The organism is Frigoribacterium sp. 2355 (assembly GCF_054060695.1).
The window spans coordinates 224,775-248,919 of record NZ_JBSSDL010000006.1 but is presented as its reverse complement, the minus strand read 5'-3'; the positions used below and the strand labels follow the sequence as shown (position 1 = coordinate 248,919).

Here is a 24,145-nt window from a genome sequence, read left to right as displayed (position 1 = left end):
GGGGCCGGCCGGCCCCCGGCGGGCCCGGCCGGGGCCGGGGCGCGCTGCCCGCCGGCGCTCGGCGCTACGTGCACCGCACCGCGATTAGTCGCGGTGCGGTGCACGAAACGCGGTGTGGTGGTGTCAGGAGGCGCGGTGCGGGTCGGGGTCGCGGTCGCGCGCGCGGTCGCGGGCGCGGTCCAGGAAGCGGGCGCTCGGCGGCTGGGTCTCGCGAGCCAGCATGAACACGACGACGATCTGCAGGAACGGGATGAGCGCCCCGAGCCAGAACCAGCCCCACCCCCAGGCCCGGGCGGCGTGCAGGCGACGGATGGTGAGCGTCGCCATGGGGACGAAGGTCATCAGGCACCAGAGACCCCAGACGAGGGCGACCCAGGTCGTGCCGCCCCAGGCCGGACCCGCGGGGCCGAACGGGCCGAGCGAGAGCTGTCCGATCTGGAGGGACGCTCCCTGGCCCAGGCTGGTGCCCGGGCCCGCACCGGCCGGGCGGCCGAGGACGACGACCGGCCAGGGCGCGAAGAGCGACGAGCCGTAAGCGCCGATCGACCACGAGGCCACGCTCGCACCGCGCACCAGCGACCCGACGCCGACGTTGAGCACGAGGGCGAGGACGGTCTGGAAGAGCCAGATCCACCAGAACTCGGCCCGGCCCGCGCGGGCGTGCACCACGTAGGCGTTGCCCACGAACCGCCGGAGAGCCTGCATCGGGGTCGCGCCGGGCAGGGGCTGACGGTCGACCTCGAACCACGAACCCCTCGTCGCGCCTGCCGCCGTGCCCTCGCTCATCGGGACGACGATACGGGGACCGTGCCCGCGCCTCCATCCCCCACGCGAGCGAGATGTCCCTTCCCGCAGCGTCGCACCGCGTCTCGTGCAGGGCACCGAGACTCGTCGGGGCGTGCTGCACGAAAGGCGGTGCCACGAGGTCAGGAGGCGCGGATGCGGTCCGCGGCGGAGGGACCGACGGCTGCCTCCCCGGGAACGCACACCGCGCCTCCCGCGTTGACTGTCAGCATGAGCGCCGCGACCCCCGACCCCAAGACCTGCCGATCGTGCGGACGCACCATCGAGTGGCGCAAGAAGTGGGCGTCGAACTGGGACGAGGTCGCATACTGCAGCGACGCGTGCCGCAAGCGCAAGGTGACGGCGCAGGATCGTGAGCTCGAGCAGCGCATCCGCGACCTCCTGGCGGCCCGGGCGTCCACCTCGACGATCTGCCCCTCGGACGTCGCGCGGTCGCTGCACCCCGACGACGAGGACGCCTGGCGCGGATTGATGGAGCCCGTCCGTCGCGCGGCCCGACGCCTGGTCGCCGCGGGCGAGGTCGACATCACGCAGGGTGGCTCGGTGGTCGACCCGTCGACGGCGAAGGGCCCGATCCGCATCCGCCGGCACCGGTCCTGAGCCGGGCGTCGACACGACGCGTGGGGCGAGCAGGACGCTGAGGACTCTCGAGACGCTCGGGGTCAGACGGGTTGCAAGGCCGACCAGGGCTCGACGGGCAGGTCGACTCCGACTGCGTCGCCGGGCTGCACCTCTCCCCCGGCGAGCACGACGCCCATGACGCCCGCCTTGCGGACGAGCTCGCCGGCCTCGTCGCGTCCGACGACCGCCTTCAGCAGGCCCGACTCGAAGCGGTCGATCTGCACGCACGGATTGCGGAGTCCGGTGATCTCGACCCGCGCCTCCTGACCGAGGGTGAGCACGGTGCCGACGGGCAGACCGAGCAGGTCGACCCCGTGGGTGGTGACGTTCTCGCCGAGGTCGCCGGGCCCGACGTCGTAGCCGTGGTCGGCCAGCTCGGCGAAGAGCTCGGCGTGCATCAGGTGCACCTGCCGCAGGTTCGGCTGACTCGGGTCGCGCGCCACGCGGGAGCGGTGCTGCACCGTGCGCCCGAGGTGCGCGTCACCCTCGACGCCGAGCCCGGCGAGCAGGGTGACCCGCTCCACGGGCGGCTTGCTGAAGCGGTGGGCGTCGTCGACGTTGACCGAGAGGACGGAGGCGCGGGTCATGTCGTCAGTCTGCCCGCGTCGGCCGCCGGGGTCGAGGGTGGGGCGGGGTGGGGGTGCGGGCGGGGCGGCGGGGCCGCGGTCGGCCTGGGTGGGTCGGCCCGAGTGGGTCGGCCCGGGTGGGTCGGCCCGGGTGGGTCGCACCGCCGAATGAACGTCGCACCGTCGAAACGGGCGGTGCGACGTTCAGTCGGCGGTGCGACAGCGGTGGCCCGGGCGGCGGTGCGACAGCGGCCTGCCGGGCGATGGTGCCGGCCGGGGCACCGGTCAGGGTCGGACGTCGTGGAGGTGGTGCACGGGGTCGTGCACGAAGTAGCGCGCGAGCGACTCGACCGTGAAGGCCGAGCCGTCGCTGCGGAGGCCGGTGCGACCGAGCCGGTCGTCGGGCACCGCCTCGAACGCGTCGGCGACGACGGCCGCGGCGGCCACGAGTTCGTCGGCCACCACCGCAGGGTGCTGGGAGGCGTAGTCGTCGTCGAGCGCGGTGGCGTCCTGGTCCCAGTTCGCGAAGGTCGGCGCGTCCTCGGCGAGCATCAGCCGGAGGCGCGTGTCGAAGACCCGGAACACGTCGCGCACGTGCGCCCCGTACTCGAGCGGCGACCACGTGGCGTCGTCGGGCCGGGCGCGGGCGTCGGGCCGGGCGAGCTCGGCGGGCCAGGCGGCGGCGTTCTCGCGGACGAGGCGCGGCACGTCGCGGAACGCGACCTCGGCAGGGTCGAAGCCGCAGTCGTCGCAGGGGCGTTCGAGCACCCAGGTCCAGTTCTTCGTGTCTGGCGTGATCGGCATGGGACCGACGCTAGGACGCGCGACCCGGCACCCGCCATCGAGATCCTGCCGACGTCGGTGCCCCCGGCGCCAACCGCGACCACGCGAGGAACCCGGTTTCGAACCGTGCACCCGGTTGCTGTCGGGTGCACGGTTCGAAACCGGGTTCATGGCGGGGCGAGGCGCGGCGGGAGCGCCGGGACAGGGCGGGACGGGGCGCGGCGGGACAGGGGCTCGGGCGACCGGCGCCGCCGGCCGACATCCGCCTCCGGGATGACGTCGGCCCCGCGACCCGCCGCTACCGTCGACCCATGACGAACACTCAGCACGAGGGCCGGCTCGCGGGGGCGGCGGCGAGCCTGCGCCGGCGGGTCGACCGCCGCGAGGTGGCGTGGGTCGTCGGCACCACCGCGGCCCTGTTCGTCGCCGGCGCGGCTCTCGTCGGCCTCACGGCCTCGGCCGGCCGGGTGGTCGCGTCGCTGCTCGAGTTGCCGGGCGCGCTCGCGCAGACCGCGCTCGTGCCGTTCGTGGTGTGGGCCGTCCTCGTCGTCCTCGTCGCGTGGCGGTGGTCCGAGGCGCGGGCGTCACGCCGGGCCTGGCTCTACGTCGCCGCGGCGGCCGTGGCCCGGGCCGGCGTCGAGCTCACCGTCGGGTCGGGCGTCACGTCGGGCCTCCGGGCGGGCTTCTCCCTGTACACGTTGCCCACCGTCGTCTTCGTCAGCCTGCCGTTCGTCGCGACCGTCGGCCTGGCGTCGTTCGTCGTCCTCGCCGCGCGGTCGGGTCGGGGCGGCCGTGACGCCTCGGCGCACGACGGAGCACGTCCGTCCGAGCACGCACCCGTCGACGCCCCCGTCGACGTCCCCGCGGCCCGGGCAGCCCGCGCGCCCGGCCCGCCCCGCCACCTCGTGCACCGCGTCGCCGTGATCGTCGAGGCGCTCGCCCTCGCGGCGGGCGTCCTGCTCACGCTCTCGCTGGCCGGGCAGTGGTTCTCGGCCGAGTTCAGCCTCTTCGGCACCCCCGTGACCGTCAGCCAGGAGGCGGCGGACAGCTGGCTCCGGACCCTCGTCGCCTGCCTCGCGTGCCTCGTCGTGACGCTGTTCGCCGCGATCACCGCCGGGCATCGAGGTGTCGTCGTGGCGGCCGTCGTCGTCGCCGGGCTGGTCGTGATCGGTGCCGTCGGCGCCCCCGTCCCCGGGGACCGGTGGGAGTCCCCCACCCCCCGTCAGGAACCCCTGCCCGCGAACTACACCCCGTGCTTCAGCGGCAGCGGGACGTGCAACTGACCCTCGGGGACGGCGAAGGTCAGGCGGGCGCGTCGACGTCGGCGCCGTCCCAGAGGTCGGAGCAGTCGACCGGCTCGGCGGCGTGCGCCCGGAGGTAGGGGCCCGCCCCGCGATCCCCGGTGAGGGACGCCGCGAGTGCCGACCAGTGGGAGCGACCGACCACGACGGGGTGACCCGGGCGTCCGTGGAAGACGGACTGCCGCAGCGCACCCGGGCCCAGGGGCACGTCGGCGGCCGAGGGCGACAGCAGCCGCGCGACCGCAGACGGCGGCAGACCCGGGTAGTCCACCAGCGTGATGAGGGCGAGCCGCGCCTCCTCGGGGTCGAGGGCGGCGAGCGCCTCCAGCCCGACGCGCAGTGACGTCGCGAGGCCGTCGGCCCAGTCGTCCGCGACGACGACCGCCACCCTCGCCCGACCGTCGACCGGCGGGAGGCGCGGGTCGGCGTGCGGCGCGTCCGTCGCCCCGCCCGGCACCGGTGTCTCGACCGTCAGGAGGCGCGGGTCGGCGGCCAGCAGCGCTCGCGCCTCGGTCGCGCCCGCCCCGAGCACGACGACGACGCGGTCGCAGCCCCCGTCGAGCAGCGTCGTCACGGCGCGGGTCAGCCACGGCCCGCGCTCGTCGACCACGAGCGCCTTGGGACGGCCCATGCGCGTCCCGGCGCCGGCCGCGAGCAGCAGGCCGACGGACGTCGAGGAGTCGTCACCGGGCATGGTGTCAGGCTAGCCAGCCCCGGAGAGCACCTCGCCCCGGCCGGCGACATCCGACGTCCAACGTCCGACGTCGCGGTAGGTCGCGGGGCCGAGGCCGTGACACCATCGAGACCTGGCACCACCAGAGACCACCCGCTCGCCCGTCGCACCCGAGGAGCCCCGTGTTCGAGATCGCCGACCGCCTGCTGGCGCGACTCGACGCCGGCGAGCGCCTCGCCGTCGCGACGGCCGTGTCGGTCGTGGGCAGCGCACCCCGGACCGTCGGCACGTCGATGGCCGTCACCGTCGACGGCACCGTGATCGGCAGCATCTCGGGCGGCTGCGTCGAGGGCGCGGTCTACGAGATCTGCACGCAGGTGCTCGACGACGGCACGCCGCAGCTCGAGACGTTCGGGTTCAGCGACGAGACGGCGTTCGAGGTCGGGCTCAGCTGTGGGGGGCGCATCGAGGTGCTCGCCCGGCTCGTCACCCCGGACGACGCCGAGACGATCGCCGCCCTCCGCGATGCCGCCGCCGGGCGTGAGGCGTCGGCGCATGTCGTGCTCGGCCCGGTCCGCACCGGCGAGGTCGTGCCGACCGTCGACGACTGCGAGGGTCTGCGGGTCTTCAGCGAGCGCTCGGTGCCGCCGCCGCGCCTCCTCGTCTTCGGGGCGGTCGAGTTCGCCGTCGCCCTCTGCAACGCCGGGGCGGTGCTGGGCTACCGCGTGACGGTGTGCGACCCGCGTCCGGTCTTCATGACCCGCGAGCGTTTCCCGTCGGCCGACGAGGTCGTCGTCGAGTGGCCGCCGAACTACCTGGCGCGCACCGGGGTCGACGAGCGCACCGTGATCGCGGTGCTGTCGCACGACGAACGGTTCGACGCCGACCTGGTCGAGGCGGCGCTGGCGTCCCCGGCGGCGTACGTCGGGGCGATGGGATCGCGGGTCACGCACGACCGTCGCGTCTCCGCCCTGGCCGATCGCGGAGTCGGGCCGGAGGCGCTCGGCCGACTGCACTCCCCCATCGGGCTCGACCTCGGCGCGAGCACGCCCGAGGAGACGGCCGTGTCGATCCTGGCCGAGGTGCTCGCCGTGCGGTCGGGCGCCTCGCGGGTTCCGCTGCGCGACCGTGACGGCAGCATCCACCTGATCAGCTGAGGCGCGGACCCCCAGGGTTCCGCCGAAGCGCCCGCGCGCGCAGGTGGGTCTCGGCGAGCCCCTGGCGCGTCAGCGTCAGCCGGCCCCGCCCGGGCGGACCTTCGCGGTGTCGGCGACGTCGATGCGGGTGACGCCGTCGCCGCGCTCCTCGGTCGTGATGCGCGGGGCGGCGTCCGACTCGTCCGACTTCGGGGCACGAGTCAGCTGGTCGTGCCGCTTCTCGTCGTCGGTCATGCCGGTCGGGTCGTGGTCGACCTCGTGCCCCGGGCTCGTGTCGCGGCCGGCGCCGTCGGGACCGGAGGTCTGCGTGTCGTCGCTCATGCGCTCGACCGTACCCGCGCCCCCTCGTCCGCGGAGCGCGTCAGCCGCGACGCAGCCGCGACGCAGCCGCTCGACGGCCGATGACAGCACCGGCAGGTCGTGGTCGACGGTGTGCGCCACGACGGCATGCGATGTGTCGAAGTACCGGTGGGCGAGGAAGTCGCGCATGCGGGCGACGTCGGCCCATGGGATCTCGGGCGCGGCACTCGTCGTCTCGGACGAGAGCCCCTTCACCGCTTCGCCGATCTCGATGAGGCGGACGCGCACGGCGTCGAAGACCAGTCCGTCGGTCAGTTCACCCCGTCGACGGTGGGCGTCGATGGCGCCCAGAGCCACCGCGATGTCATCCAACCGCGCCCGATCGTGACGACTCACAGGGCGACCCCGTCCCGCGAGACCGCTTCGGCGACCTCGGGGGTCAGACCGTCGCGGGGCACGACGTCGACGACGACGCCGGCGATGTCGCCCGCCCGTCGGGCAGCCGCCGCCAGCCCGAAGAGTCCGAGGCCGTCGGGCAGGTCGACGACGACGTCGAGATCGCTGTCGACGCGGTCGTCACCTCGGCTGACGCTGCCGAAGACCTGGGGGTGACCGAACCCTTCGCGCGCGAAGAACGACCGCAGTTCGGCACGGCGAGGATGCACGATGCGCCCCACCGGCCCGCCGAACGGAGACGGAGGCGCGGTCGCGGTCGCACGAGATCGTGACGGCGTGAGCGTGAGCGTCAGGTCGAGGCCCGTCGCCTCGAAGAGCCGCTCGAGGACGGGCAGGGACGGGATCTTCGAGCCGCCCTCGTAGCGCGAGACGGCGCTCTGCGGCAGCCCTGCCCTCCGCCCCACCTCGCCCTGGGTGAGTCGTGCGGTGACCCTCGCCTCCCGCAGACGCGAGGCGACGTCTGTGGTGATCATGACCGGACTATATACGATCGGGCATGCGCCGCGCACGAGACCACGGGAACCCGCCCGGACCCTCGCGCGCGGCGTGGGGTCTGAGCGGGTTCCTGGGTCTCGGCGCCGGCTAGCGGGTGAGGACGACGAAGCCGCCGGGCTTGACCAGCACGAGGCTGCGGCCCTGCACGTCGCGCTGCTGCACGAGGCGGCCCTGCGCGTCGTACGACGACGCCGACGTCCGACTGCCCCGCACGCCGACCGGGGTCGGCAACGGCAGCCGCGAGGTCGACGACAGCAGCTCGGTCGTCGTCGGGCGACCGTCGGCCGCCGTCCCGGCGAGCACGAGCCGCTGGACGAGCGGCCGCACGATCAGGCCGTCGACCACGGTCGCGTCGCGGCCGGCGGTCACGGTGATCGCCGTCGCTCCGGCACCGATCGGCACCGGCAGCGTCTGGGGCAGCAAGGCCCCGGAGGCGGCGGTCACGCCCTGCGCCCCGGCCTGCGTCGTCAGCGTCCCCAGGGGCACGCGTCCCGCCTTCCAGACCGACGTCGAGCGCACTCCCTCGGCGGCGAGCAGGACCGGCTCGACGTGCCGCAACCCGGAGCCCGCCGGCACCGTGATCGTCGCGCTCTGCCCCGGCTCGAGCCGCAGTGCCGAGCCACCGCCGTACTGCGACTCACCCGTCCACGCCGAGTCGGGGGTGACGACCGTGCCCGTCGTGGGCGACGCCGTCTCGGCCTCGACCACCGTGAGGCCGTCACGCGACGTGACGCTCGTCAGCCCTCGGGCCTCGGCCGAGACGTCGGGGGCGCCGTCGAGGGCGATCATCGACAGGAGGCCGTGGATCGTGCTCTCGGCACCGCTGTTGCGGTTAACCGTGCCGTCGGCCTGCACGCCGTCGAAGGTCACCCCGGTGGCCGGGTCGTAGACGGGGGTGCCCGAGCGGTTCGTGCCGAAGTACCAGCTCGCGGCGACGGCCGCGATGCGCTTCAGACCCGGGGCCCCCGCGCCGGCGCCGGCCACGGCGAGCGCCGACTGCAGCCGTGAGTCGGCTCCGTAGGCGATCTGCGTCTGGTCGACGGGCGTCGGGTACCAGGCGTTGTCGGGCCCGCTCGCGGTGAGCAGCGTCGTCGTGAACGAGGTCTGGTCGAGCACGGCCGGCTTCAGCAGGTCGGGTCGGGCGAGCACGGTCGACGCCCGGGCCAGGGCGACGGGCATCTGCGACGACCAGGCGTGCCACATCGAGCGGGACTTCGCCCAGGGCAGCACGGCTCCGTACGGCCAGGTCTGCCCGTCGCCGGACGACATCGCCGCGACGCCCTCGGCGAGCTGCGTCAGCGCGGTGCGCGAGGCCGCGTCACCCGGCACGACGGCCGAGTAGGCGCTCAGCCCGAGGACGGCCTCGGCCGAGGCGTCGGCTCCGGAGCCGATCAGCCAGGCGGGCACCTTCGCCCCGTCGGCCACGTCGTACCGACCGTAGCGGGCGAGCGTCTCGCGGTTCAGCGCCGTGACGCCGAGCTGCAGCCGCTGCTGCAGGAACGCGGCGAACTCGGGGTCGTCGTCCGCGAACGCGGCGTACCCCTCGCCGAACGCCCAGATGCTGCGGGCCAGCCAGTAGCTGTTGCCGCTGTCGGACGGGTCGGGCAGTTCGACCGGCACCGGGCTGCGGTTGAAGGTGCCGTCGGGCTGCATCCAGAGCACGACGTTGCCGGCGGCGTCACCGGTGGTCGTCTGGAAGTACGCGGTCGCCCGCAGCAGCTCGTACGCCTTCTGCCGGCTCGACTCCGAGCCGGTCTGCTTCCAGTCGCGCAGGTACACGACGGCCGTCCGTGAGACGTCGTCGCTGTTGTAGGCACCCTGCCCCCAGTACCCGGTCGCGGGGTCGAGCGGGCCGCCGCCCACCCGGGCGAAGGTGCCGCCGTCGCGGGCGTCCGCGTAGGTCCACGGCAGGGTGAGCGTCGGTTCCGCGCTCTGCCGGTAGGTCGAGTGCCCGGCCTCGGGCACGGGCGTCGTCCGGTCGAGCAGGAAGTCCAGGTGCGCGAGGTTCGTCAGCGGTGCCACGGCCGGTGCGGCCGCCGGGGCGGTCGGCGCGGTCGACCCGGGCGGCGCGGCCGCCGGACCAGGAGGCGCGGCGGCAGCAGGCAGCGCCCCCGTCACCCCCAGCACGGTCGCCAGGGCCGCGGCCAGTGCCGCGCCCGTCCATCGTGAGTTGCGTGCGATCATCGTCGACCGCCTCCTTCTTGTCGGTGATCCGTGGGTGTCGTCGGTCCGTGGGTGTCGCCGGTCCGGGGTGTCGCCGGGCCGTGCGCGAGCTCAGGCGCGGTCGAGGCGGGCGACGCCGATCTTCGAGTCGGCCATGCCGTAGAACACGAAGGGGACGCCGTCGACGTGTTCGATCGCGGTCGGGAACACGACGTTCGGCACGATGCCGTCGCGCTCGTCGGCGGTCTCGGCCTCGAGCAGCGGCACCTCCGACCGGGTGACCACGCGCGACGGGTCGTCGGCGTCGAGGATCATCCCGCCCGCCGCGTAGTTCACGTTCTGCTGCTGGGCGAAGGCGTCGTCGATCACGCCGGTGACGCCGTGGTGCAGCAGCAGCCAGCCCTCGTCGACGCGCAGCGGGGGCGGGCCGCCGCCGATCTTCAGCTCCTCGAACGGGAACTCGGGGCCGGCGACGAACCGGTGCTGCCCCCACCGCGCCAACGCCCGCGGGTCGGCGGCGACCGCGTCGACCGGCACGTAGCTGATCCAGATCGAGTGCCGCCCGTCGGTGACGCCGGCCGGCAGCGGACTGCCCTCGCCCGGCACCGTCGCACCGATGTGCCACATCGGTCGGTGCAGCACGGCGAAGCTGCGCACGCCGTCCGGCGCGGTGACCGGCGACGGGAAGAACACGGTGTCCTTGTTGTGGAACAGTCCGAGGTCGGTGTCGAGCTCGTCGACGTACTCGAAGGTCGCGGGCCCGAGCCGGCGCCAGTCGCGCAGGTCGTCGCTCACGGCGACGGCGGTGCGCGGCCCGAGCGGCCCGTAGGCGACGTAGGTCATCACGTGCAGCCCGAGCTCCTCGATCCACGTGACGCGCGGGTCCTCGACGCCGGCGTGGGTCGCGCCGCGTTCCCACCCGCGATCGGGCGCGAGCACGACGCCCTCGCGGGTCACGCCCACGGGCACGCCGTCCTCGACGACGACCCGGGCCAGCCCGACGCGCGACACGTTGCCCGTGGCGACGAGCCGCGGCAGCAGGTAGAGCTCGCCGTCGGGCCCGCGTCCCGAACCGGGGTTGAGCACCCCCTCGGCCTCGTCGGGCGAGTCGGGGGCGGGGGTCATCACGACGCCCAGGCGGGTCAGTCGGTACGGGAAGTCAGCCATGGGAGGCCCTTTCGAGAGGCGAGAAGCGAGAGGCGAGAAGCGAGAGGCGGGAGGCGACGGAGGCGCGATGCGAGGGGGGATCGCACCGCGCCTCCTGCGGTGGGGGCCGTCGGCACGACGACCCGGTCTGGGGGTGGGGAGCCGAGGAGGCGCGGCGCGCGTCGGTCGCGCAGCGCGCCTCCTCGGGTCGGGAGGCGGTCGGTCAGCCCTTCACGCTCGAGCCGACGTCGGTCGAGATGAAGTAGCGCTGGAACACGATGAACAGCAGCACGACCGGAGCGGCCAGCACGACGGCGCCCGCGAGGGTCGCGCCGAACGGGTTCGCCGCGGTCGCCGCCACGTTGCTGATGTAGTTCGCCAGCGACACGGCGAGCGGCTGCATCGACGCTTCCTTGGTGATGAGGAACGGCCAGAGGAACTCGTTCCACGGACCGATGAAGGTCAGCAGCAGGGCCGTGACCAGCGCCGGGCGCACGAGCGGCAAGGCGATGTTCCACAGCAGCCGGAACTCGCCGGTGCCGTCGATGCGCGCGGCCTCGAAGAGCTCCTTCGGCAGCTGCAGGAAGTACTGCCGGAAGATGATCACCGCCGTCGAGTTGATGGCGAACGGCAGGATCATGCCCAGGTAGTTGTCGCTCAGCCCGTAGTTGCGCGCGATGAGCACGTACAGCGGGATGATCAGCAGCTGGAAGGGCACCACCTGCACGAGCAGCGCCAGCGCGAAGGTGACCCCGCGACCGCGCCACTGCAGCACGGCCAGCGCGTAGCCGACCAGCACCCCGAACACGAGGGTGCAGGCGAGCACGCCCACCGTGAAGATGCCCGAGTTCAGCAGGCCGCTGAGCAGCCCGATGCGGCTGTCGATCGCGGCGTAGTTCTCGACCGTCAGGTTCGACGGGTGCGGGAACGCCCCGGCCACGGTCGGGTCGGGCTTGGTCTGCAGCGACCCGATCACCATGTAGTAGAACGGGAAGAGGAACGCCAGGGCGCCGATCGCCAGCACGACGCCGCGCAGCGTGGTCTGGGCCCGGGTCAGCGGCGGCTTCTTGCCGACCCGCAGGGGGCGGGCGGTGGTCTCGTCGGAGACGGTCATCTCAGTCCTCCTTTCCGCCGGCGAACCGGTTCTGCAGCAGGGCGATGACCAGCACGAGGATCACGAGCACGACGCCGATCGCGGCGGCCTGGTCGGGGTTCCCCTGCTCGATGCCCTTCTGGTACATCAGCAGCACGGGCGAGGTCGACGCGCCGTTCGGCCCGCCTCCCCCGGTCAGCAGGTACGGCTCGGTGAAGAGGTTCGCCCCGGTGACGGTCGAGACGAGCAGCACGAGCACGGTGGCCGGACGCACGCCCGGGACGGTGACGGTGAAGAACGACCGGATCGGGCCGGCACCGTCGCTCGAGGCCGCCTCGTACAGCTCCTTCGGCACGTTCTGGAGCGCCGCGAGGTACAGCAGGATGTAGAAGCCGAGCTGCTTCCAGGTGACGAACAACGCGATCGAGGGCATGGCCCAGGCCGAGTTGATCAGCCACGACGGGGTCGGGGCCAACGGCCCGAGCACGTTGTTCACGAGACCGTCGCCGTTGAAGAGGAACAACCAGACCGCGACGACGGCGACGCTCGCCGTCAGGTACGGCACGTAGAACGCCACCCGCAGGAACCCCCGGAAGTGCGCGACCTTGTCGAGCGCCGTGGCGAGCACCATGCTCAGCACGACGGTCAGCGGCACGTTGATCACCAGGAAGACGCCGACGTTGCCGAACGAGCGGATGACCGCCGGGTCGGTGAACGCGGTGACGAAGTTGTCGAGGCCGACGAAGGGCCGCGCGACGACGGCACCGGGCGCCGTGAAGAAGTAGTCGTGGAACGCGATGTAGACCGCGTAGACCAACGGGTACGCGAACACCGCCAGCACGAACACCAGGTAGGGCGCGCTGAACAGCAGGCCGAGCGGGTGCTTGCCGAGGGGGCCGCCCCGCCGACGCCCGCGCGGGTCGCCGTCGCGGCGACGGCCCGCCCGGTGCCCGGAGCCGGGACCCCCCGAGGAGGCGCGGTGCGCCTCCTCGGCTCGTCCGGCGGTCGGCGACGCTGCCGCCGCCTCGTGCACGGTGGACACGATCAGCCCTGCGCCGCGAGCTCGTCGATCTTGTCCGCGGCGTCCTTGAGCGACGAGTCGACGTCGCCCTTGCCGAAGATCACGCTGCTCGACCACGCGTCGCGGAAGGCCTGCAACTCGGCGACGGTGTTCGGGCCGGCCGGCACCTCGACCGTGCGGGCCGCCTGGTCGCCGAAGAGCGCGTACGAGGGGTTCGCGTCGAAGTAGTCGGAGTAGGTCGAGGCCAGGTCGGTGCGGATCGGCATCTGGCCCGTCGTCTCGAGCAGGGCGCGGTCCTGGTCGCTGCTGGTGGAGAACTTCAGGAAGTCCCACGCCGTGCCCTGGTTCTCGCAGGCCGTGTACATGCCGACGTTCTTCGCGTCGCTGAACGTGTAGGTCTCGTCGGCGCTCGTGCCGTCCTTGGTCGGGACGGGCACGGCACCCCAGTTGACGTCCTTGTACACGGACACGGCCCACGGCCCGACGATCGACATCGCTGCCTCGCCGTCGGCGAACGAGTCGCCCGTGTACTGCTCCTGGCCGGCCAGCCCCTGCTCGTAGAGCGAGCGCCAGAAGGTCGCCACGTCCTCGCCGGCGGTGTCGGCGAAGGTCGCCTTGCCGTCCTCGACGAGGCCGGTGCCGCCGGTCTCGGCCGCGTAGAGCGGCATGAAGTCGAACTGCGACTGGAAGAACTCGCTCGTCGGCGCCGGGTGGATGGCGTACTTCGAGACGCCGGCGTCGACCAGGGTCTTCGACGTCGCGAGGAAGTCGTCGTAGGTCGACAGGTCGGGGTTCTCGGCGTCGAGGCCGGCCTTCGTGAAGAGGTCCTTGTTGTAGAAGATCATCACCGGGTTCGACTTCCAGGGCAGCTGGTAGTACTTGCCGTCGGCGTCCTGGTACTGCTTCGCGAGGTCGCCGCTGCGCTCCTCGATGTAGCTCGCGCCGTCGTCGAAGCTCGACAGGTCGACCAGGCCGCCCTGCTTCTGGAACTGCCCGACCGCGCTGGGGGCCGTGTTGTAGACGAGGCAGGGGGCGTTGCCGGCCGTGATGGCGGCGCCGATGACCTCTTCGCTCGACTTGCCGGCGGGGATCTCCTGCCCCTTGACCTGCTCGTCGGGGTGGTCGGCGTTCCAGGCCTCGACCATGGCCTTGCCCCAGGTCACCTCCTGCTCGTTGTTCGAGTACCAGATGGTGATGGGGCCCTTGGCGGTGAGGGCGTCGCTCGAGGCGCCGCCGCCGCCGGAGCAGGCGGTCAGGCCGAGGGCGGCGACCAGGACGGTCGCGCCGAGGGTCGCGCGGCGGGTGAAGCGTGTGCGTCGTTGCACGGTGTTCTCCTTGGGTGGGTGGTGCTGCGGGTGTGGCTAGGGGGTGGTATGCGGTGCGGGGGTGTGCGGGTCGGTGCGGTAGAAGTACAGGTCGCGGTGGCCGGCGGGGGCGTCCCAGCCCTGGGCGAAGGTCCAGCGGCCGCCGATCTGCTGCAGGCCGCCCCAGCTGAGCGACCCGCCGGGCGTGAGGGCGAGCTGGTCGACCGGATGCCCGACGTCGTAGAGCGCCTGGCTCGCCGCGAAGACCCCGTCGACGTCGTGGAAGACGTCCAGCACGAGTCGGCCGTCGCCCGTGACGATCGCGGCGGCGACCTCGTGCAGGTGGCCGCCGACGCCCGACAGGTCGAGGTACGGCACGGGCTCGAAGGTCCAGTGGCGCAGGTCGTCCGAGCGGCCGACGTGCAGCACGCCGTCGAAGCCCTCGCTGACGAACATGAGGTAGTCCCCGTCATCGTGGCTGCCGTTGCCGCCGCCGCTGCCGCTGCCGCCGAGGCGGACCGCGTTCCCGCGCTCGTCGCGCGGGATGACGGCGCCCTTGGCCCAGAGCCGCGTCTGCTCGTGGTCGGCGACCGGGCCGAGCTTCTGCCAGGTGACGAGGTCGTCGCTGACGGCGACCAGCAGGTCGATGCCGACCGCCTGGACGGGGTAACCGGGGCTCGGGTGCGCGACCCGCGCCTCCTCGGTGATCGGGAAGACGCCGTTGTAGAAGAGCCAGAAGCGACCCTCGGCGCGGTAGACCTTGGGGTCCTCGGTGCCGAACAGTTCGTCGTCGAGGGTGGGACGGACGACCGGGTTGGCCGGGTCGTCGACCCAGGCGGCGCCGGGTGCGGGTTCGCCGTCGGGGGTGAGGGCGAGGGTGGCGTGGCCGATGCGGCTGCCGAGGCTCTCCTTGCGGGGCGAGGCCCGGTAGAACAGGTGCAGCGTGCCGTCGTGCTCGATGAGGCTGGGGTTGTAGAGCGACTCGCTCGTCCAGCCGAGTCCGTCGGGGTCGGGCCACTGGCCGTCCAGCGTGAAGATGAACGCCGGGTCGGCGGTGAAGGGGCCGACCGCCCAGTCGGGGCGGGCCGGCTCGTAGGCGGCGGGGCTCGAGAAGGTCAGCTGCGAGAGGGCGCCGGTGAGCTCGTTGCGGTGGACGAGTGCCTCGTCGAGGACCGTCCGGAGGCGCTCCCGGGTCAGCGGGACGAGGTACGGCTTCGAGGCGGCGCGGGCCGCGTCGGCGTCGGGCCCGGTGTCGGCGCGCGTCGTGTCGGGCCCGGTGTCGGCGCGCGGGGCGTCGGCGCTCGCCTCGGTGCTCGTCGTGTCGCTGGCGGTCGTCATCGGGGCACCCACTTCGTCGTGTGCGGTCTCACTCGTCTACCGAAACGTTTCGGTAGATCGAGAAGCTAGCACGTCCGCCGCCGCGCCGGAACCCCTCCCGGCGCGATCTCCCGACCCGCGCCTCTTGACCTGACGCCCGACGAGCACCCACCGGGCTCCCGCCGCAGGGCGCACCACGCTCGCGTCGTCGAACCACCTCGGAGCGTGGTTCGACGACGCGACGATGGTGCGTCCTCGACGCCCGGGCGCCGAGCGAACTCTGACGCAGCGCAGGGCGGCGCGGGGCGCCGCGGGGTCAGCGCGAGGCCGGGCCCGTCGACGCGCGGACCAGCAGCCGGGCGGGCTCGATCTCGGCGTCGGTGACGGCCTCGCCCTCGACGGCCGAGAGCAGGAGGCGCGCCGCCTCGGCCCCGATCAGCCGCGGAGCCGTCGTCAGCGTGGTCAGCCCGGGGCGCACGTACGACCCGAGCTCGATGCCGTCGAACCCGGCCACGCTGACGTCGTCGGGCACGCGGACCCCGAGCCGGTCGAGCTCGGTCATGAACCCGATGGCGGCCAGGTCGTTGGCGCAGAAGACGGCGGTGGGCCGGTCGTCGACCGGTGCGTTCGGGCCGAAGAGGCGAGCGGCGGCCCGGGCACCCCCGTCGTAGGTGAAGTCGGCCTCGACGACCGCCCCGGGCTCGTGCCCGGCTCCGACGACGGCGTCCCGCCAGGCGGCCCCGCGACGCCGCGAGTGCACGAAGCGGCCGGGCCCGGCGACGTGGGCGAACCGCCGATGACCGAGCGACACGAGGTGCCCGACGAGCTCGCCGATGCCGGCCGAGTCGTCCTGTCGCACGGCGGGCAGGGGGAAGTCCCCGGCCGGGTTGACCCCGACGGCGGGCAGGTCGAGCTCGCGGACCAGCTCGACGCGCGGGTCGTCCACCGTCAGCTCGTTCAGGACGACGCCGTCGACCCGACGTCCGGCCGCGAGCCGGCGATAGCGGTCGAGCGGTTCGTCCGCCGCCGACCCCATCTGCAGGATCAGCGCGTACCCGCGCGGGTCGAGCACCGACTCGAGCCCGCCGATGAAGCTGCCGAAGAACGGGTCGGACTCGAGCACGAACGGGTCGCGGTGCACGACGAGCCCGACGGTGAACGCCCGCTTGGCACTCAGGCTGCGGCCCCGGACGCTCGGCACGAAGCCGAGGTCGTCGGCGGCCTGCCGGATGCGCGCGCGGGTCTGCTCCGAGACGCCGGGGCGACCGTTGAGGGCGCTGCTGACCGAACTGATCGCGACGCCGGCCCGGGCCGCGACCTCGACGATGGTGACCCGCTCTGCCACGCCGCGCCTCCTCGTCCTCGCCGGTGCCGATGCCCGTGTGCGCCCGCTGCGCCCCCACGATGCTACTGACCCGCCGCAGCCGCCCCCCTCGCGTGGACCGCCCGGCCCTAGGGTCGGGGCATGCTCATCGTCTCGCTCGTCGCGGCCTCGCTCGCCGCCCTGCTGCATCTCTACATCTTCGTGATGGAGTCCTTCCTCTGGACCACCCCCCGCGTCCGCGCGACCTTCGGCATCACCGACGACGTCCAGGCCGAGCACACGAAGCCGCTCGCCTACAACCAGGGCTTCTACAACCTGTTCCTCGCGATCGTCACGATCGTGGGCGTCGTGCTGATCGCCGCCGGAGGGGCAGGAGGCGCGGGCAGCGCCTTCGAGGCATCCCCCTCGGGCAACGCCCTGCTCGTCGCGGGCACGGGGTCGATGCTCGCCGCCGCGCTCGTCCTGCTGCTCTCGGACCGCACGAAGACCCGCGCCGCGGTCACGCAGGGGTTCCTCCCGCTCGTCGCGCTCGTCACGCTGCTCATCGCCGCCGCCTGACCGGGTTCGGCCGCACTACCCTGGGCGGGTGACCGACGTGACCGACGCCACCCGCGCCTCCTCCGCCCCCGACGCCGCGACTGCCGACGCCGCTCGGGCCGCTGCCCCGGCCGCCCCGACGACGCACTGGACGCTGACGCTCGTCTGCCAGGACCGACCCGGCATCGTCCACGCGATCAGCGGTGCGGTCGTGCAGGCGGGGGGCAACATCACCGAGTCCGCGCAGTTCTCGAGCCACGACACCGGCACGTTCTTCATGCGCCTGCAGGTCGAGGCCCCCGGCGAGCGCGACGCGTTCGAGGCGGCACTGGCGCCCGTGCTCGCGCACTACGACGTGCAGGCGAAGCTCGACGTCGTCGGTCGCCCGACCCGCACGCTCGTGCTCGCGAGCAAGGCGGCGCACTGCGTGAACGACCTGCTGTTCCGGCAGCGGGCGGGACAGCTGCCGATCGAGGTGCCGTTGATCCTGGCGAACCACGACGACCTGTCGGGCCTCGCCGAGTTCTACGGCAAGCGCTTCGAGCACCACCCGGTCACCGACGCCGAGTCGAAGGCCGCCTTCGAAGCCCGCGTGCTGCAGGTCGTCGACCGCTACGACGTCGAGCTCGTCGTGCTCGCCCGCTACATGCAGATCCTCAGCCCCGAACTCTGCGCCGCGCTCGAGGGGCGGGCGATCAACATCCACCACTCGTTCCTGCCCGGGTTCAAGGGGGCGAACCCCTACCGCCAGGCGCACGCCCGCGGCGTGAAGCTGATCGGCGCGACGGCGCACTTCGTCACGAGCGACCTCGACGAGGGGCCGATCATCGAGCAGAACGTGGTCCGCGTCGACCACACCCGCAGCGCCCCCGAGCTGATGGCGATCGGCCAGGACGAAGAGAGCCGCACGCTGACCCAGGCCGTCCGCTGGTTCGCGGAGGACCGCGTGCTGCTCGACGGCGCCAGAACCATCGTCTTCCGCTAGCCACGCCCGGGCACACCGGCCGTACGCTGGACGCGTGACCCCGACCGACCCCGCCCCCTCCCCCGTCCCGGCCCGCGGCGGCCCGGTCGGCCCCCTCGACGTGGTCCGGTTCGTCACGCTGATCCTCGCCTTCCTGAGCCTCGGGTTCTGGGGCTACCTCGCCTGGCCGTTCCCGTTCCCGTCGCTGGCGTTCATGATCGGCGCGCCCCTCTTCGCGATCGTCGTGTGGGGCCTGTTCCGTTCGCCACGCGCCCCGATCCCGACCGACGCCGTCGGCAAGGCCCTGGTCGAGATCGCGATCATGGGTGCCGTGGTCGCCGCCTGGGCCATGCTCGGCTACCCGGTCGTCGCCGTGGCGTTCGCCGTCCTGGCCGGCGTCACGGGCGTCCTGGCCTTCCGTCGCGAGAACGGCCGGGGGGCCCGCCGGTGACGACCACCCTGTTCTCCGACGCCCGCAAGGTCGACGCCGACGGCGTGGTCGAGGGCTTCTGGATGCTCGTCGACGGCGACGTGATCGTCGCCACCGGCGCCACGGTGCCGGGATCGCGCGCGGCGGCCGGGGCGAGGCGCGGGCTCGACGCGACCCGCGCCTCCTCGGCGACGTCGGGCGCACCCGACGACCCGACCGCAGGAGGCGCGGTGCCGCCCCCCGCGGACGTCACGGTCGACCTCGCGGGCGCCACGCTCACCCCGGGGCTGATCGACCTGCACACGCACGGAGGCGGCGGGCACGCCTTCGACGGCGGGCCGGACGACCTCGACGCGGGACTCGCGCTGCACCGCCGGCACGGTACGACGCGCTCGCTGGTCAGCCTCGTCGCGAACCCGGTGCCGGTGCTGTCCCGGTCGCTCGGGCTGATCGGTGACCTGATGCGCCGTGATCCGCTGGTGCTCGGGGCACACCTCGAAGGACCGTTCCTGGCGCCCGACCGGCGGGGAGCCCACGCCCCGCACTTCCTGCTCGAACCGGACGCCGCCACGGTCGAGAGCCTCCTCGAGGCCGGCGACGGCGTCGTCCGTCAGGTCACCCTCGCCCCCGAGCTGCCCGGCGGGCTCGACGCGATCGACCGGCTCGTCAGCTCGGGCGTGGTCGCCGCCGTCGGGCACACCGAGGCCGACTTCGACCTCGCCCGCGCGGCGTTCGACCGCGGCGCGAGCCTCGTGACCCACGCGTTCAACGCCATGGCCGGCATCCACCACCGCGATCCGGGGCCGCTCGTCGCGGCGGTCGGCGACGAACGCGTGACGATCGAGCTGATCCTCGACGGCGTGCACGTGCACCCGGCCGTGGCGGACCTCGTGCTGCGCTCGGCGCCCCGGCGGGTCGCCCTCATCACCGACGCGATGGCCGCGGCCGGAGCCGCCGACGGCGACTACCGCATCGGCGAACTCGGGGTGACGGTCGAGCACGGCGTCGCCGTGCTCACGGGCACGTCGACCATCGCGGGTTCGACCCTGACGCAGGACGCCGCCCTGCGCATCGCCGTCCTCCGGACCGGACTCTCGGCCGTCGACGCCGTCGCGGCGCTGACGCTCGTGCCGGCCCGCGTGCTCGGCCTCGACGCCGGGGGCAGGCGAGCGGACATGTCCGGAGCGCAGGCCGGCGTCGCGCGCACGGCGCAGGACCGTGCGCTGGGCACGGCGCCGGGCACGGCGCCGGCCGCCGGGGCCCGGCCGTCGCTCGGGCGCCTGGCCCCCGGTCACGTGGCCGACGCCGTCGCATGGCACGACGACTGGACGGTCGCCCGGGTCTGGGCCGCCGGCCGCGAACTGCCCGCCGGCTGATCCCCGCCACCCGGCCCCGCCCCGCTCCGCCCGACACTGCACCGCGTTTCGTGCACGGCACCGAGACGAGTTGCGGTGCCGTGCACGAAACGTGGTGCAGTGAGTCGGAGCCGTGGGGCGTCGGGCTCGCCGAGCGGCCCTACCCCTTCAGGTCGGGGAAGTCCGCGTCGCGCCACTCGGCCGCGGCCCGCTCGCCCGACCGGGCCAGCGCCTCCTCGCGGTCGCGCAGCTCGACGCGGCGGATCTTGCCAGAGATCGTCTTCGGCAGCTCGGCGAACTCGACCCGCCGGACCCGCTCGTAGGCGGGCAACGACACCCGGGCGTGAGCCAGGACGGCCCGAGCGGTCTCGGCGTCGGGTGCCCACCCCTCGGCCAGGGTCACGTACGCCTTGACGATGTTCAGCCGGGTGTCGTCGGGTGCCGGCACGACCGCGGACTCGGCGACGGCCGGGTGTTCGATCAGCATGCTCTCGACCTCGAACGGCGAGACCTTGTAGTCCGACGACTTGAAGACGTCGTCGGTGCGGCCGACGAAGGTGATCATGCCGTCGGCGTCGCGCACCGCCACGTCGCCGGTGTGGAACAGCCCGTCGCGCATCGACGACTCGGTGCGGGCGGCGTCGCCGAGGTAGCCGGTCATCAGGTTGACGGGCCGCGTGGTGAGGTCGAGGCAGACCTCGCCCTCGTCGCCGACGACACCCGTGACGGGGTCGACCAGCACGACCTCGACGCCGGGCAGGGCGCGCCCCATCGAACCGGCCTTGATCGTGCCGCCGGGCGCGTTCGCGACGATGGCGGTCGTCTCGGTCTGGCCGTACCCGTCGCGGATGTCCAGGCCCCAGCCCTGCTGCACCCGCCCGATCACCTCGGGGTTGAGCGGTTCGCCGGCCGAGAGCGCCTCACGCAGGGCGCTCGGCCGCGGACCCAGGGACGACTGGATCAGCATCCGCCACACGGTCGGCGGCGCACAGAACGAGGTCACCCGGGCGCGCTCGAGCTGGTCGCGGAGCTCGGCCGGGCGGAAGCGACCGTAGTTGTAGACGAACACGGTGGCCTCGGCGGTCCACGGCGCGAAGAAGCAGCTCCAGGCGTGCTTGCCCCAGCCCGGCGACGAGATCGTCATGTGCACGTCCCCCGGCTGCACGCCCAGCCAGTACGTCGTGGTCAGGTGCCCGACGGGGTACGAGGCGTGCGAGTGCACGACCATCTTCGGCTTGCTCGTCGTGCCCGACGTGAAGTAGACGAGGCAGGCGTCCTCCGTCGCGGTGGCGACGTCGGGGCGGTCCCAGGAGGCGCGGTGCGAGTCCCCGAAGGACGTCCAGCCCGCGGGGGTCTGGTCGCCCTCGGGGACGACCGCGATCCGCGTGACGGCCTCGACCCCGTCGACCCCCGCGAACGCCGGGGCGTCGGCCGCGTTGGCGATCACGTGCCGGACGAGCCCGCGGTCGATGCGGTCGGCGAGGTCGGCGCTGCCGAGCACGGTCGACGTCGGCAGGATGACCGCGCCCACCTTCATCACCGCGAGCATGGCCTCCCACAGCTCGACCTGGTTGCCGAGCATGAGCATGACGTGGTCGCCCTTGGCGACGCCGAGGTCGTGCAGCCACGCGGCGACCTGGTCGCTGCGCCGACGCATCCCGTCGAACGACACCCGCTGCTCGGAGCCGTCCTCCTCGACGATCCAGAGCGCCGTGCGGTCGTTGCCGTCGGCGACCACGTCGAACCAGTCGGTCGCCCAGTTGAAGCGGTCGCCCACGTCCGGCCAGCGGAACTCGTCGCTCGCCCGGTCGAGGTCGTGCCCGAGCCCCAGCAGGTGGTCGCGGGCCGCCCGGTAGGCGGCGGTGGCCGGGGCCTCGGCGGGTGCGGATGCGGGTGCGTCGGACATCCCGCCATCATGCACCCCGCCCCATGCCCGGCCCGGCATGGGCCCGTCGAGCCGCTCGCCTAGGGTCGTGACATGACGAACGACGCGACCCGCGCCTCATCATCCGCCGACACGTCCGCCCGCCGGCGGCCCGCGCTCGAGATCGCGGTGACGAGCGCCGCCGGGGCCGTCACGGCCCGCGACGGCGGAGCCGACCGGGTGGAACTCTGCAGCGCCCTCGAGCTCGGCGGCGTCACCCCGTCGCAGGGCCTCGTCGAGGCGGCCGTCGCGACGGGCGTGCCCGTGCACGCGCTGGTGCGGTGCCGGCCCGGCGGGTTCGCGTACGACGCGGACGAGCTCGACGTGATGGTGCGCGAGATCCGGGCGCTGGTGCGCTCGGGCGTGGCCGGCGTCGTCGTGGGCGCGCTGCGCGAGGACGGGTCGCTGGACGTCGACGCCCTCCGCTGGTTCGTCGAGGCCGCGCTCGACGCCGCCGCACCTCGGCACCGGGTCGCCGGACCCCAGGACGTCGCCGAGGTCCCTCCGCGCGGCGTGGGGTCTGCGCGGGTTCCCGGGGCCTCACCGCTCGAGCCGCGCCCACTGGTGTCGCGCCCGCTCGAGCCGCGCACGCTCGAGCCGCGCCCACTGGAGATCACCGTCCACCGGGCCGTGGACCGTGCGGCGGACCCGGTCGCGGCGGTGACGGCCCTGGCGGGGCTGGGCGTCACGCGCGTGCTGACGTCGGGTGGCTCCTCCACGGTCGGGGCGGGTCTGGCGTCGGGGGTGCTGCCGCGCCTCGTCGAGGTCGCGGGCGACGTGCAGGTGATGGCCGGGGGCGGCGTGCAGCTCGGCGACGTCCCGGCGCTCGTGGCCGCGGGGGTCGACGCCGTCCACCTCTCGGCGAAGCGGGCGCGGGCCGTGCGCGCCTCCTCGTCCCGGTCGGGGACGACCGTGTCGCTCGGCACCGAGGCGTCGACCGACTCGTGGTTCGAGACCGACCCCGAGCTGGTCCGCGCCGCCCGTCACGCCCTCGACCAGGCCTGATCCCGCGGCCGACCGCCACACCGCCGCGCACCGGCGACCCGACCCGTCCCGGGGTCCCGACCCGCGCCTCCTCCCCAGGGTCCCGACCCGCGCCTCCTGCCCGACTCCTGCCCACCTCGGCGACCGCCCCCGGTCGCGGGGGTGCACAGTGGAGCGATGACATCGACGTCCCTCCTCGTGATCGGCGGCACCGGGCAGATCAGCGCCTCGGTGGTGCGGCAGGCCCTGCGCGACGGTCTGGCCGTGACCGTGCTCAACCGCGGAAGCACCACGATCCGGCCCGTGCCCGCGGGCGTCGAGCAGCTCGTCGCCGACGTCCGGGACGAGGAGGCGCTGGTCGCCGCCCTGGACGGGCGTCGCTTCGACTCGGTGGCCGACTTCCTGACCTTCACGCCCGACCAGCTCGCCTCGATGCTGCGCGTGGTGGCCCCGCTCACCGACCAGTACGTCTTCATCGGTTCGGCGTCGGCCTACCAGAAGCCCCCGGTGACGCTGCCGATCACCGAGGCGACGCCGCTCTTCAACCCGTGGTGGTCGTACTCGCGCGACAAGATCGCCTGCGAGCGACTGCTGCGCGACGAGCACCTCGCCGGGCGCGTGCAGGCGACCGTGGTCCGGCCGTCACACACCTACGACGAGACGCACGTGCCGCTGCTCGGCGGCTGGACCCCGATCGAGCGCATGCGCCGCGGGGACGCGGTCGTGCTGCACGGCGACGGCACCTCGCTCTGGGCGCTGACCCACTCGAGCGACTTCGCCCGCGCGTTCGTCGGTTTGCTCGGGCACCCCGGCGCCCTGGGCGAGGCGTTCCACATCATGTCGCCCGAGCTGCTCACCTGGAACATGATCGCCCGCGACCTCGCCGACGCCGCGGGGGCGTCGCTGCACGTCGTCCACCGCACGACGCAGGTCCTGACCGACGAGGTGCCCGAGTGGACGGCCGACCTCTGCGGCGACCGCAGCCACCCCGCCGTGTTCGACACGTCGAAGATCCGCGCGCTGGTGCCCGGGTGGGAGGCGCGGGTCCCCTTCGCCGAGGGAGCCCGCCAGATCGTCGCGTGGCACGACGCCTACGCCTCCCGGCGCACGGTCGACCCCTGGGTCGACGACGCCTACGAGCGGCTCGTCGCGCTCTAGCCCGGGCTCGGGTCCCGGCCCCGGCCCGGCCCCCGGCCCCGGCCCCCGGCCCCGGCCCCGGCCCGTGGGAGCTTCGGGTCGACGTCGCACCACCGTCGCGTCGTCGATCCACCCGGGGGCGTGGTTCCACGACCCGGGCGTGGTGCGACCTCGGCCCCGGGCCCGGCCACCGACCCGCCGACGCACCGCCAGCTCGACGTCGCACCACCGTCGCGTCGTCGAACCACCCGGGGGCGTGGTTCCACGACCCGGGCGTGGTGCGACCTCGG

The 24,145-nt window shown here is 73.8% G+C and carries 23 protein-coding genes; 9 read left to right on the top strand and 14 right to left on the bottom strand.

Going from position 1 to position 24,145, the window contains the following annotated elements; translation table 11 throughout:
* Positions 1-123: 123 nt before the first annotated feature.
* A complete protein-coding gene (locus ACVJ1F_RS10025) occupies positions 124-786 on the bottom strand; it encodes a DUF805 domain-containing protein (RefSeq protein ID WP_456885903.1) in 663 nt (220 codons plus the stop codon).
* A 228-nt stretch (positions 787-1,014) separates the two neighbouring features.
* Here ACVJ1F_RS10025 and ACVJ1F_RS10020 point away from each other — a divergent pair, with 228 nt between their 5' ends.
* Entirely contained in the window at positions 1,015-1,404 is a 390-nt protein-coding gene (locus tag ACVJ1F_RS10020; protein ID WP_456885901.1) for a DUF3253 domain-containing protein, read from the top strand.
* 62 nt (positions 1,405-1,466) lie between these two features.
* Here ACVJ1F_RS10020 and ACVJ1F_RS10015 read toward each other — a convergent pair whose 3' ends face one another.
* Both ACVJ1F_RS10015 and ACVJ1F_RS10010 read right to left on the bottom strand, forming a co-directional pair.
* Positions 1,467-2,012 carry an MOSC domain-containing protein gene (locus tag ACVJ1F_RS10015; protein ID WP_456885899.1) on the bottom strand — a complete coding sequence of 182 codons (546 nt, stop codon included), beginning with the start codon at positions 2,010-2,012 and terminating at the stop codon, positions 1,467-1,469.
* A 264-nt stretch (positions 2,013-2,276) separates the two neighbouring features.
* Complete coding sequence (locus ACVJ1F_RS10010; protein ID WP_456885897.1) at positions 2,277-2,795, bottom strand: DinB family protein; 519 nt, start codon at positions 2,793-2,795, stop codon at positions 2,277-2,279.
* Positions 2,796-3,085: 290 nt separating this feature from the next.
* On the opposite strand from ACVJ1F_RS10010, the gene ACVJ1F_RS10005 reads away from it, so the two are divergent.
* Positions 3,086-4,057, top strand: coding sequence for a hypothetical protein (locus tag ACVJ1F_RS10005; RefSeq protein WP_456885895.1), 972 nt, complete (start codon positions 3,086-3,088; stop codon positions 4,055-4,057).
* A 19-nt stretch (positions 4,058-4,076) separates the two neighbouring features.
* On the opposite strand, the gene ACVJ1F_RS10000 is transcribed toward ACVJ1F_RS10005, so the two are convergent.
* The gene (locus ACVJ1F_RS10000) at positions 4,077-4,769 is read right to left on the bottom strand and encodes a nucleotidyltransferase family protein (protein WP_456885893.1); all 693 of its coding nucleotides are present in this window, start codon (positions 4,767-4,769) and stop codon (positions 4,077-4,079) included.
* A 161-nt stretch (positions 4,770-4,930) separates the two neighbouring features.
* Here ACVJ1F_RS10000 and ACVJ1F_RS09995 point away from each other — a divergent pair, with 161 nt between their 5' ends.
* Entirely contained in the window at positions 4,931-5,905 is a 975-nt protein-coding gene (locus tag ACVJ1F_RS09995) for an XdhC family protein (RefSeq protein WP_456885891.1), read from the top strand.
* 75 nt (positions 5,906-5,980) lie between these two features.
* Here ACVJ1F_RS09995 and ACVJ1F_RS09990 read toward each other — a convergent pair whose 3' ends face one another.
* The 9 genes from ACVJ1F_RS09990 to ACVJ1F_RS09950 all read right to left on the bottom strand — a co-directional run bounded on the left by ACVJ1F_RS09990 (position 5,981) and on the right by ACVJ1F_RS09950 (position 16,545).
* Positions 5,981-6,562 carry a HepT-like ribonuclease domain-containing protein gene (locus tag ACVJ1F_RS09990; RefSeq protein ID WP_456885889.1) on the bottom strand — a complete coding sequence of 194 codons (582 nt, stop codon included), beginning with the start codon at positions 6,560-6,562 and terminating at the stop codon, positions 5,981-5,983.
* 35 nt (positions 6,563-6,597) lie between these two features.
* Entirely contained in the window at positions 6,598-7,134 is a 537-nt protein-coding gene (locus tag ACVJ1F_RS09985; RefSeq protein WP_456885887.1) for a helix-turn-helix domain-containing protein, read from the bottom strand.
* A gap of 109 nt (positions 7,135-7,243) precedes the next feature.
* Positions 7,244-9,340, bottom strand: coding sequence for a hypothetical protein (locus ACVJ1F_RS09980; protein ID WP_456885885.1), 2,097 nt, complete (start codon positions 9,338-9,340; stop codon positions 7,244-7,246).
* A 90-nt stretch (positions 9,341-9,430) separates the two neighbouring features.
* The gene (locus tag ACVJ1F_RS09975; RefSeq protein WP_456885883.1) at positions 9,431-10,486 is read right to left on the bottom strand and encodes a glycoside hydrolase family 130 protein; all 1,056 of its coding nucleotides are present in this window, start codon (positions 10,484-10,486) and stop codon (positions 9,431-9,433) included.
* Between the two features lie 202 nt (positions 10,487-10,688).
* On the bottom strand, positions 10,689-11,444 hold the full coding sequence (locus ACVJ1F_RS09970) for a carbohydrate ABC transporter permease (RefSeq protein ID WP_218141852.1): 756 nt from the start codon (positions 11,442-11,444) through the stop codon (positions 10,689-10,691).
* A 136-nt stretch (positions 11,445-11,580) separates the two neighbouring features.
* Positions 11,581-12,591: a carbohydrate ABC transporter permease gene (locus tag ACVJ1F_RS09965; protein ID WP_056044485.1), complete on the bottom strand. Its 1,011-nt coding sequence runs from the start codon at positions 12,589-12,591 to the stop codon at positions 11,581-11,583.
* An 11-nt stretch (positions 12,592-12,602) separates the two neighbouring features.
* Positions 12,603-13,904, bottom strand: coding sequence for an ABC transporter substrate-binding protein (locus ACVJ1F_RS09960; RefSeq protein ID WP_456885881.1), 1,302 nt, complete (start codon positions 13,902-13,904; stop codon positions 12,603-12,605).
* A 36-nt stretch (positions 13,905-13,940) separates the two neighbouring features.
* Positions 13,941-15,221 carry a hypothetical protein gene (locus ACVJ1F_RS09955; protein WP_456885880.1) on the bottom strand — a complete coding sequence of 427 codons (1,281 nt, stop codon included), beginning with the start codon at positions 15,219-15,221 and terminating at the stop codon, positions 13,941-13,943.
* Between the two features lie 295 nt (positions 15,222-15,516).
* Positions 15,517-16,545 (bottom strand): LacI family DNA-binding transcriptional regulator, encoded by a 1,029-nt coding sequence (locus ACVJ1F_RS09950; RefSeq protein ID WP_456885878.1) that lies wholly within the window; start codon positions 16,543-16,545, stop codon positions 15,517-15,519.
* Positions 16,546-16,665: 120 nt separating this feature from the next.
* Between ACVJ1F_RS09950 and ACVJ1F_RS09945 the strand changes: the two genes are divergently transcribed.
* The 4 genes from ACVJ1F_RS09945 to ACVJ1F_RS09930 all read left to right on the top strand — a co-directional run bounded on the left by ACVJ1F_RS09945 (position 16,666) and on the right by ACVJ1F_RS09930 (position 19,831).
* Positions 16,666-17,082, top strand: coding sequence for a DUF1304 domain-containing protein (locus ACVJ1F_RS09945; protein ID WP_159827864.1), 417 nt, complete (start codon positions 16,666-16,668; stop codon positions 17,080-17,082).
* A gap of 133 nt (positions 17,083-17,215) precedes the next feature.
* Positions 17,216-18,046, top strand: a complete 831-nt coding sequence (gene purU, locus ACVJ1F_RS09940) for a formyltetrahydrofolate deformylase (protein WP_199859471.1) — start codon at positions 17,216-17,218, stop codon at positions 18,044-18,046.
* A gap of 34 nt (positions 18,047-18,080) precedes the next feature.
* Positions 18,081-18,476: a YrdB family protein gene (locus ACVJ1F_RS09935; protein ID WP_056043326.1), complete on the top strand. Its 396-nt coding sequence runs from the start codon at positions 18,081-18,083 to the stop codon at positions 18,474-18,476.
* Positions 18,473-19,831, top strand: coding sequence for an N-acetylglucosamine-6-phosphate deacetylase (locus ACVJ1F_RS09930; RefSeq protein ID WP_456885877.1), 1,359 nt, complete (start codon positions 18,473-18,475; stop codon positions 19,829-19,831). The genes ACVJ1F_RS09935 and ACVJ1F_RS09930 overlap by 4 nt, the downstream gene beginning before the upstream one ends.
* A gap of 139 nt (positions 19,832-19,970) precedes the next feature.
* Here ACVJ1F_RS09930 and ACVJ1F_RS09925 read toward each other — a convergent pair whose 3' ends face one another.
* On the bottom strand, positions 19,971-21,716 hold the full coding sequence (locus ACVJ1F_RS09925) for an AMP-binding protein (RefSeq protein ID WP_456885876.1): 1,746 nt from the start codon (positions 21,714-21,716) through the stop codon (positions 19,971-19,973).
* Positions 21,717-21,788: 72 nt separating this feature from the next.
* On the opposite strand from ACVJ1F_RS09925, the gene ACVJ1F_RS09920 reads away from it, so the two are divergent.
* Positions 21,789-22,739: a copper homeostasis protein CutC gene (locus ACVJ1F_RS09920; RefSeq protein WP_456885874.1), complete on the top strand. Its 951-nt coding sequence runs from the start codon at positions 21,789-21,791 to the stop codon at positions 22,737-22,739.
* A 156-nt stretch (positions 22,740-22,895) separates the two neighbouring features.
* On the top strand, positions 22,896-23,876 hold the full coding sequence (locus ACVJ1F_RS09915; protein ID WP_456885872.1) for an NAD-dependent epimerase/dehydratase family protein: 981 nt from the start codon (positions 22,896-22,898) through the stop codon (positions 23,874-23,876).
* The last annotated feature ends 269 nt before the right edge of the window (positions 23,877-24,145 follow it).

Excerpts from the sequence above, each read along its gene's own strand:
- ACVJ1F_RS09920 (WP_456885874.1), top strand. The coding sequence starts at position 21,789 with ATGACGAACGACGCGACCCGCGCCTCATCATCCGCCGACACGTCCGCC.
- ACVJ1F_RS09980 (WP_456885885.1), bottom strand. The coding sequence starts at position 9,340 with ATGATCGCACGCAACTCACGATGGACGGGCGCGGCACTGGCCGCGGCC.
- ACVJ1F_RS10005 (WP_456885895.1), top strand. The coding sequence starts at position 3,086 with ATGACGAACACTCAGCACGAGGGCCGGCTCGCGGGGGCGGCGGCGAGC.
- ACVJ1F_RS09975 (WP_456885883.1), bottom strand. The coding sequence starts at position 10,486 with ATGGCTGACTTCCCGTACCGACTGACCCGCCTGGGCGTCGTGATGACC.
- ACVJ1F_RS10000 (WP_456885893.1), bottom strand. The coding sequence starts at position 4,769 with ATGCCCGGTGACGACTCCTCGACGTCCGTCGGCCTGCTGCTCGCGGCC.
- ACVJ1F_RS10025 (WP_456885903.1), bottom strand. The coding sequence starts at position 786 with ATGAGCGAGGGCACGGCGGCAGGCGCGACGAGGGGTTCGTGGTTCGAG.
- ACVJ1F_RS09985 (WP_456885887.1), bottom strand. The coding sequence starts at position 7,134 with ATGATCACCACAGACGTCGCCTCGCGTCTGCGGGAGGCGAGGGTCACC.
- ACVJ1F_RS10020 (WP_456885901.1), top strand. The coding sequence starts at position 1,015 with ATGAGCGCCGCGACCCCCGACCCCAAGACCTGCCGATCGTGCGGACGC.
- ACVJ1F_RS09915 (WP_456885872.1), top strand. The coding sequence starts at position 22,896 with ATGACATCGACGTCCCTCCTCGTGATCGGCGGCACCGGGCAGATCAGC.
- ACVJ1F_RS10015 (WP_456885899.1), bottom strand. The coding sequence starts at position 2,012 with ATGACCCGCGCCTCCGTCCTCTCGGTCAACGTCGACGACGCCCACCGC.
- ACVJ1F_RS09925 (WP_456885876.1), bottom strand. The coding sequence starts at position 21,716 with ATGTCCGACGCACCCGCATCCGCACCCGCCGAGGCCCCGGCCACCGCC.
- ACVJ1F_RS09970 (WP_218141852.1), bottom strand. The coding sequence starts at position 11,444 with ATGGTGATCGGGTCGCTGCAGACCAAGCCCGACCCGACCGTGGCCGGG.
- ACVJ1F_RS09955 (WP_456885880.1), bottom strand. The coding sequence starts at position 15,221 with ATGACGACCGCCAGCGACACGACGAGCACCGAGGCGAGCGCCGACGCC.
- ACVJ1F_RS10010 (WP_456885897.1), bottom strand. The coding sequence starts at position 2,795 with ATGCCGATCACGCCAGACACGAAGAACTGGACCTGGGTGCTCGAACGC.
- ACVJ1F_RS09945 (WP_159827864.1), top strand. The coding sequence starts at position 16,666 with ATGCTCATCGTCTCGCTCGTCGCGGCCTCGCTCGCCGCCCTGCTGCAT.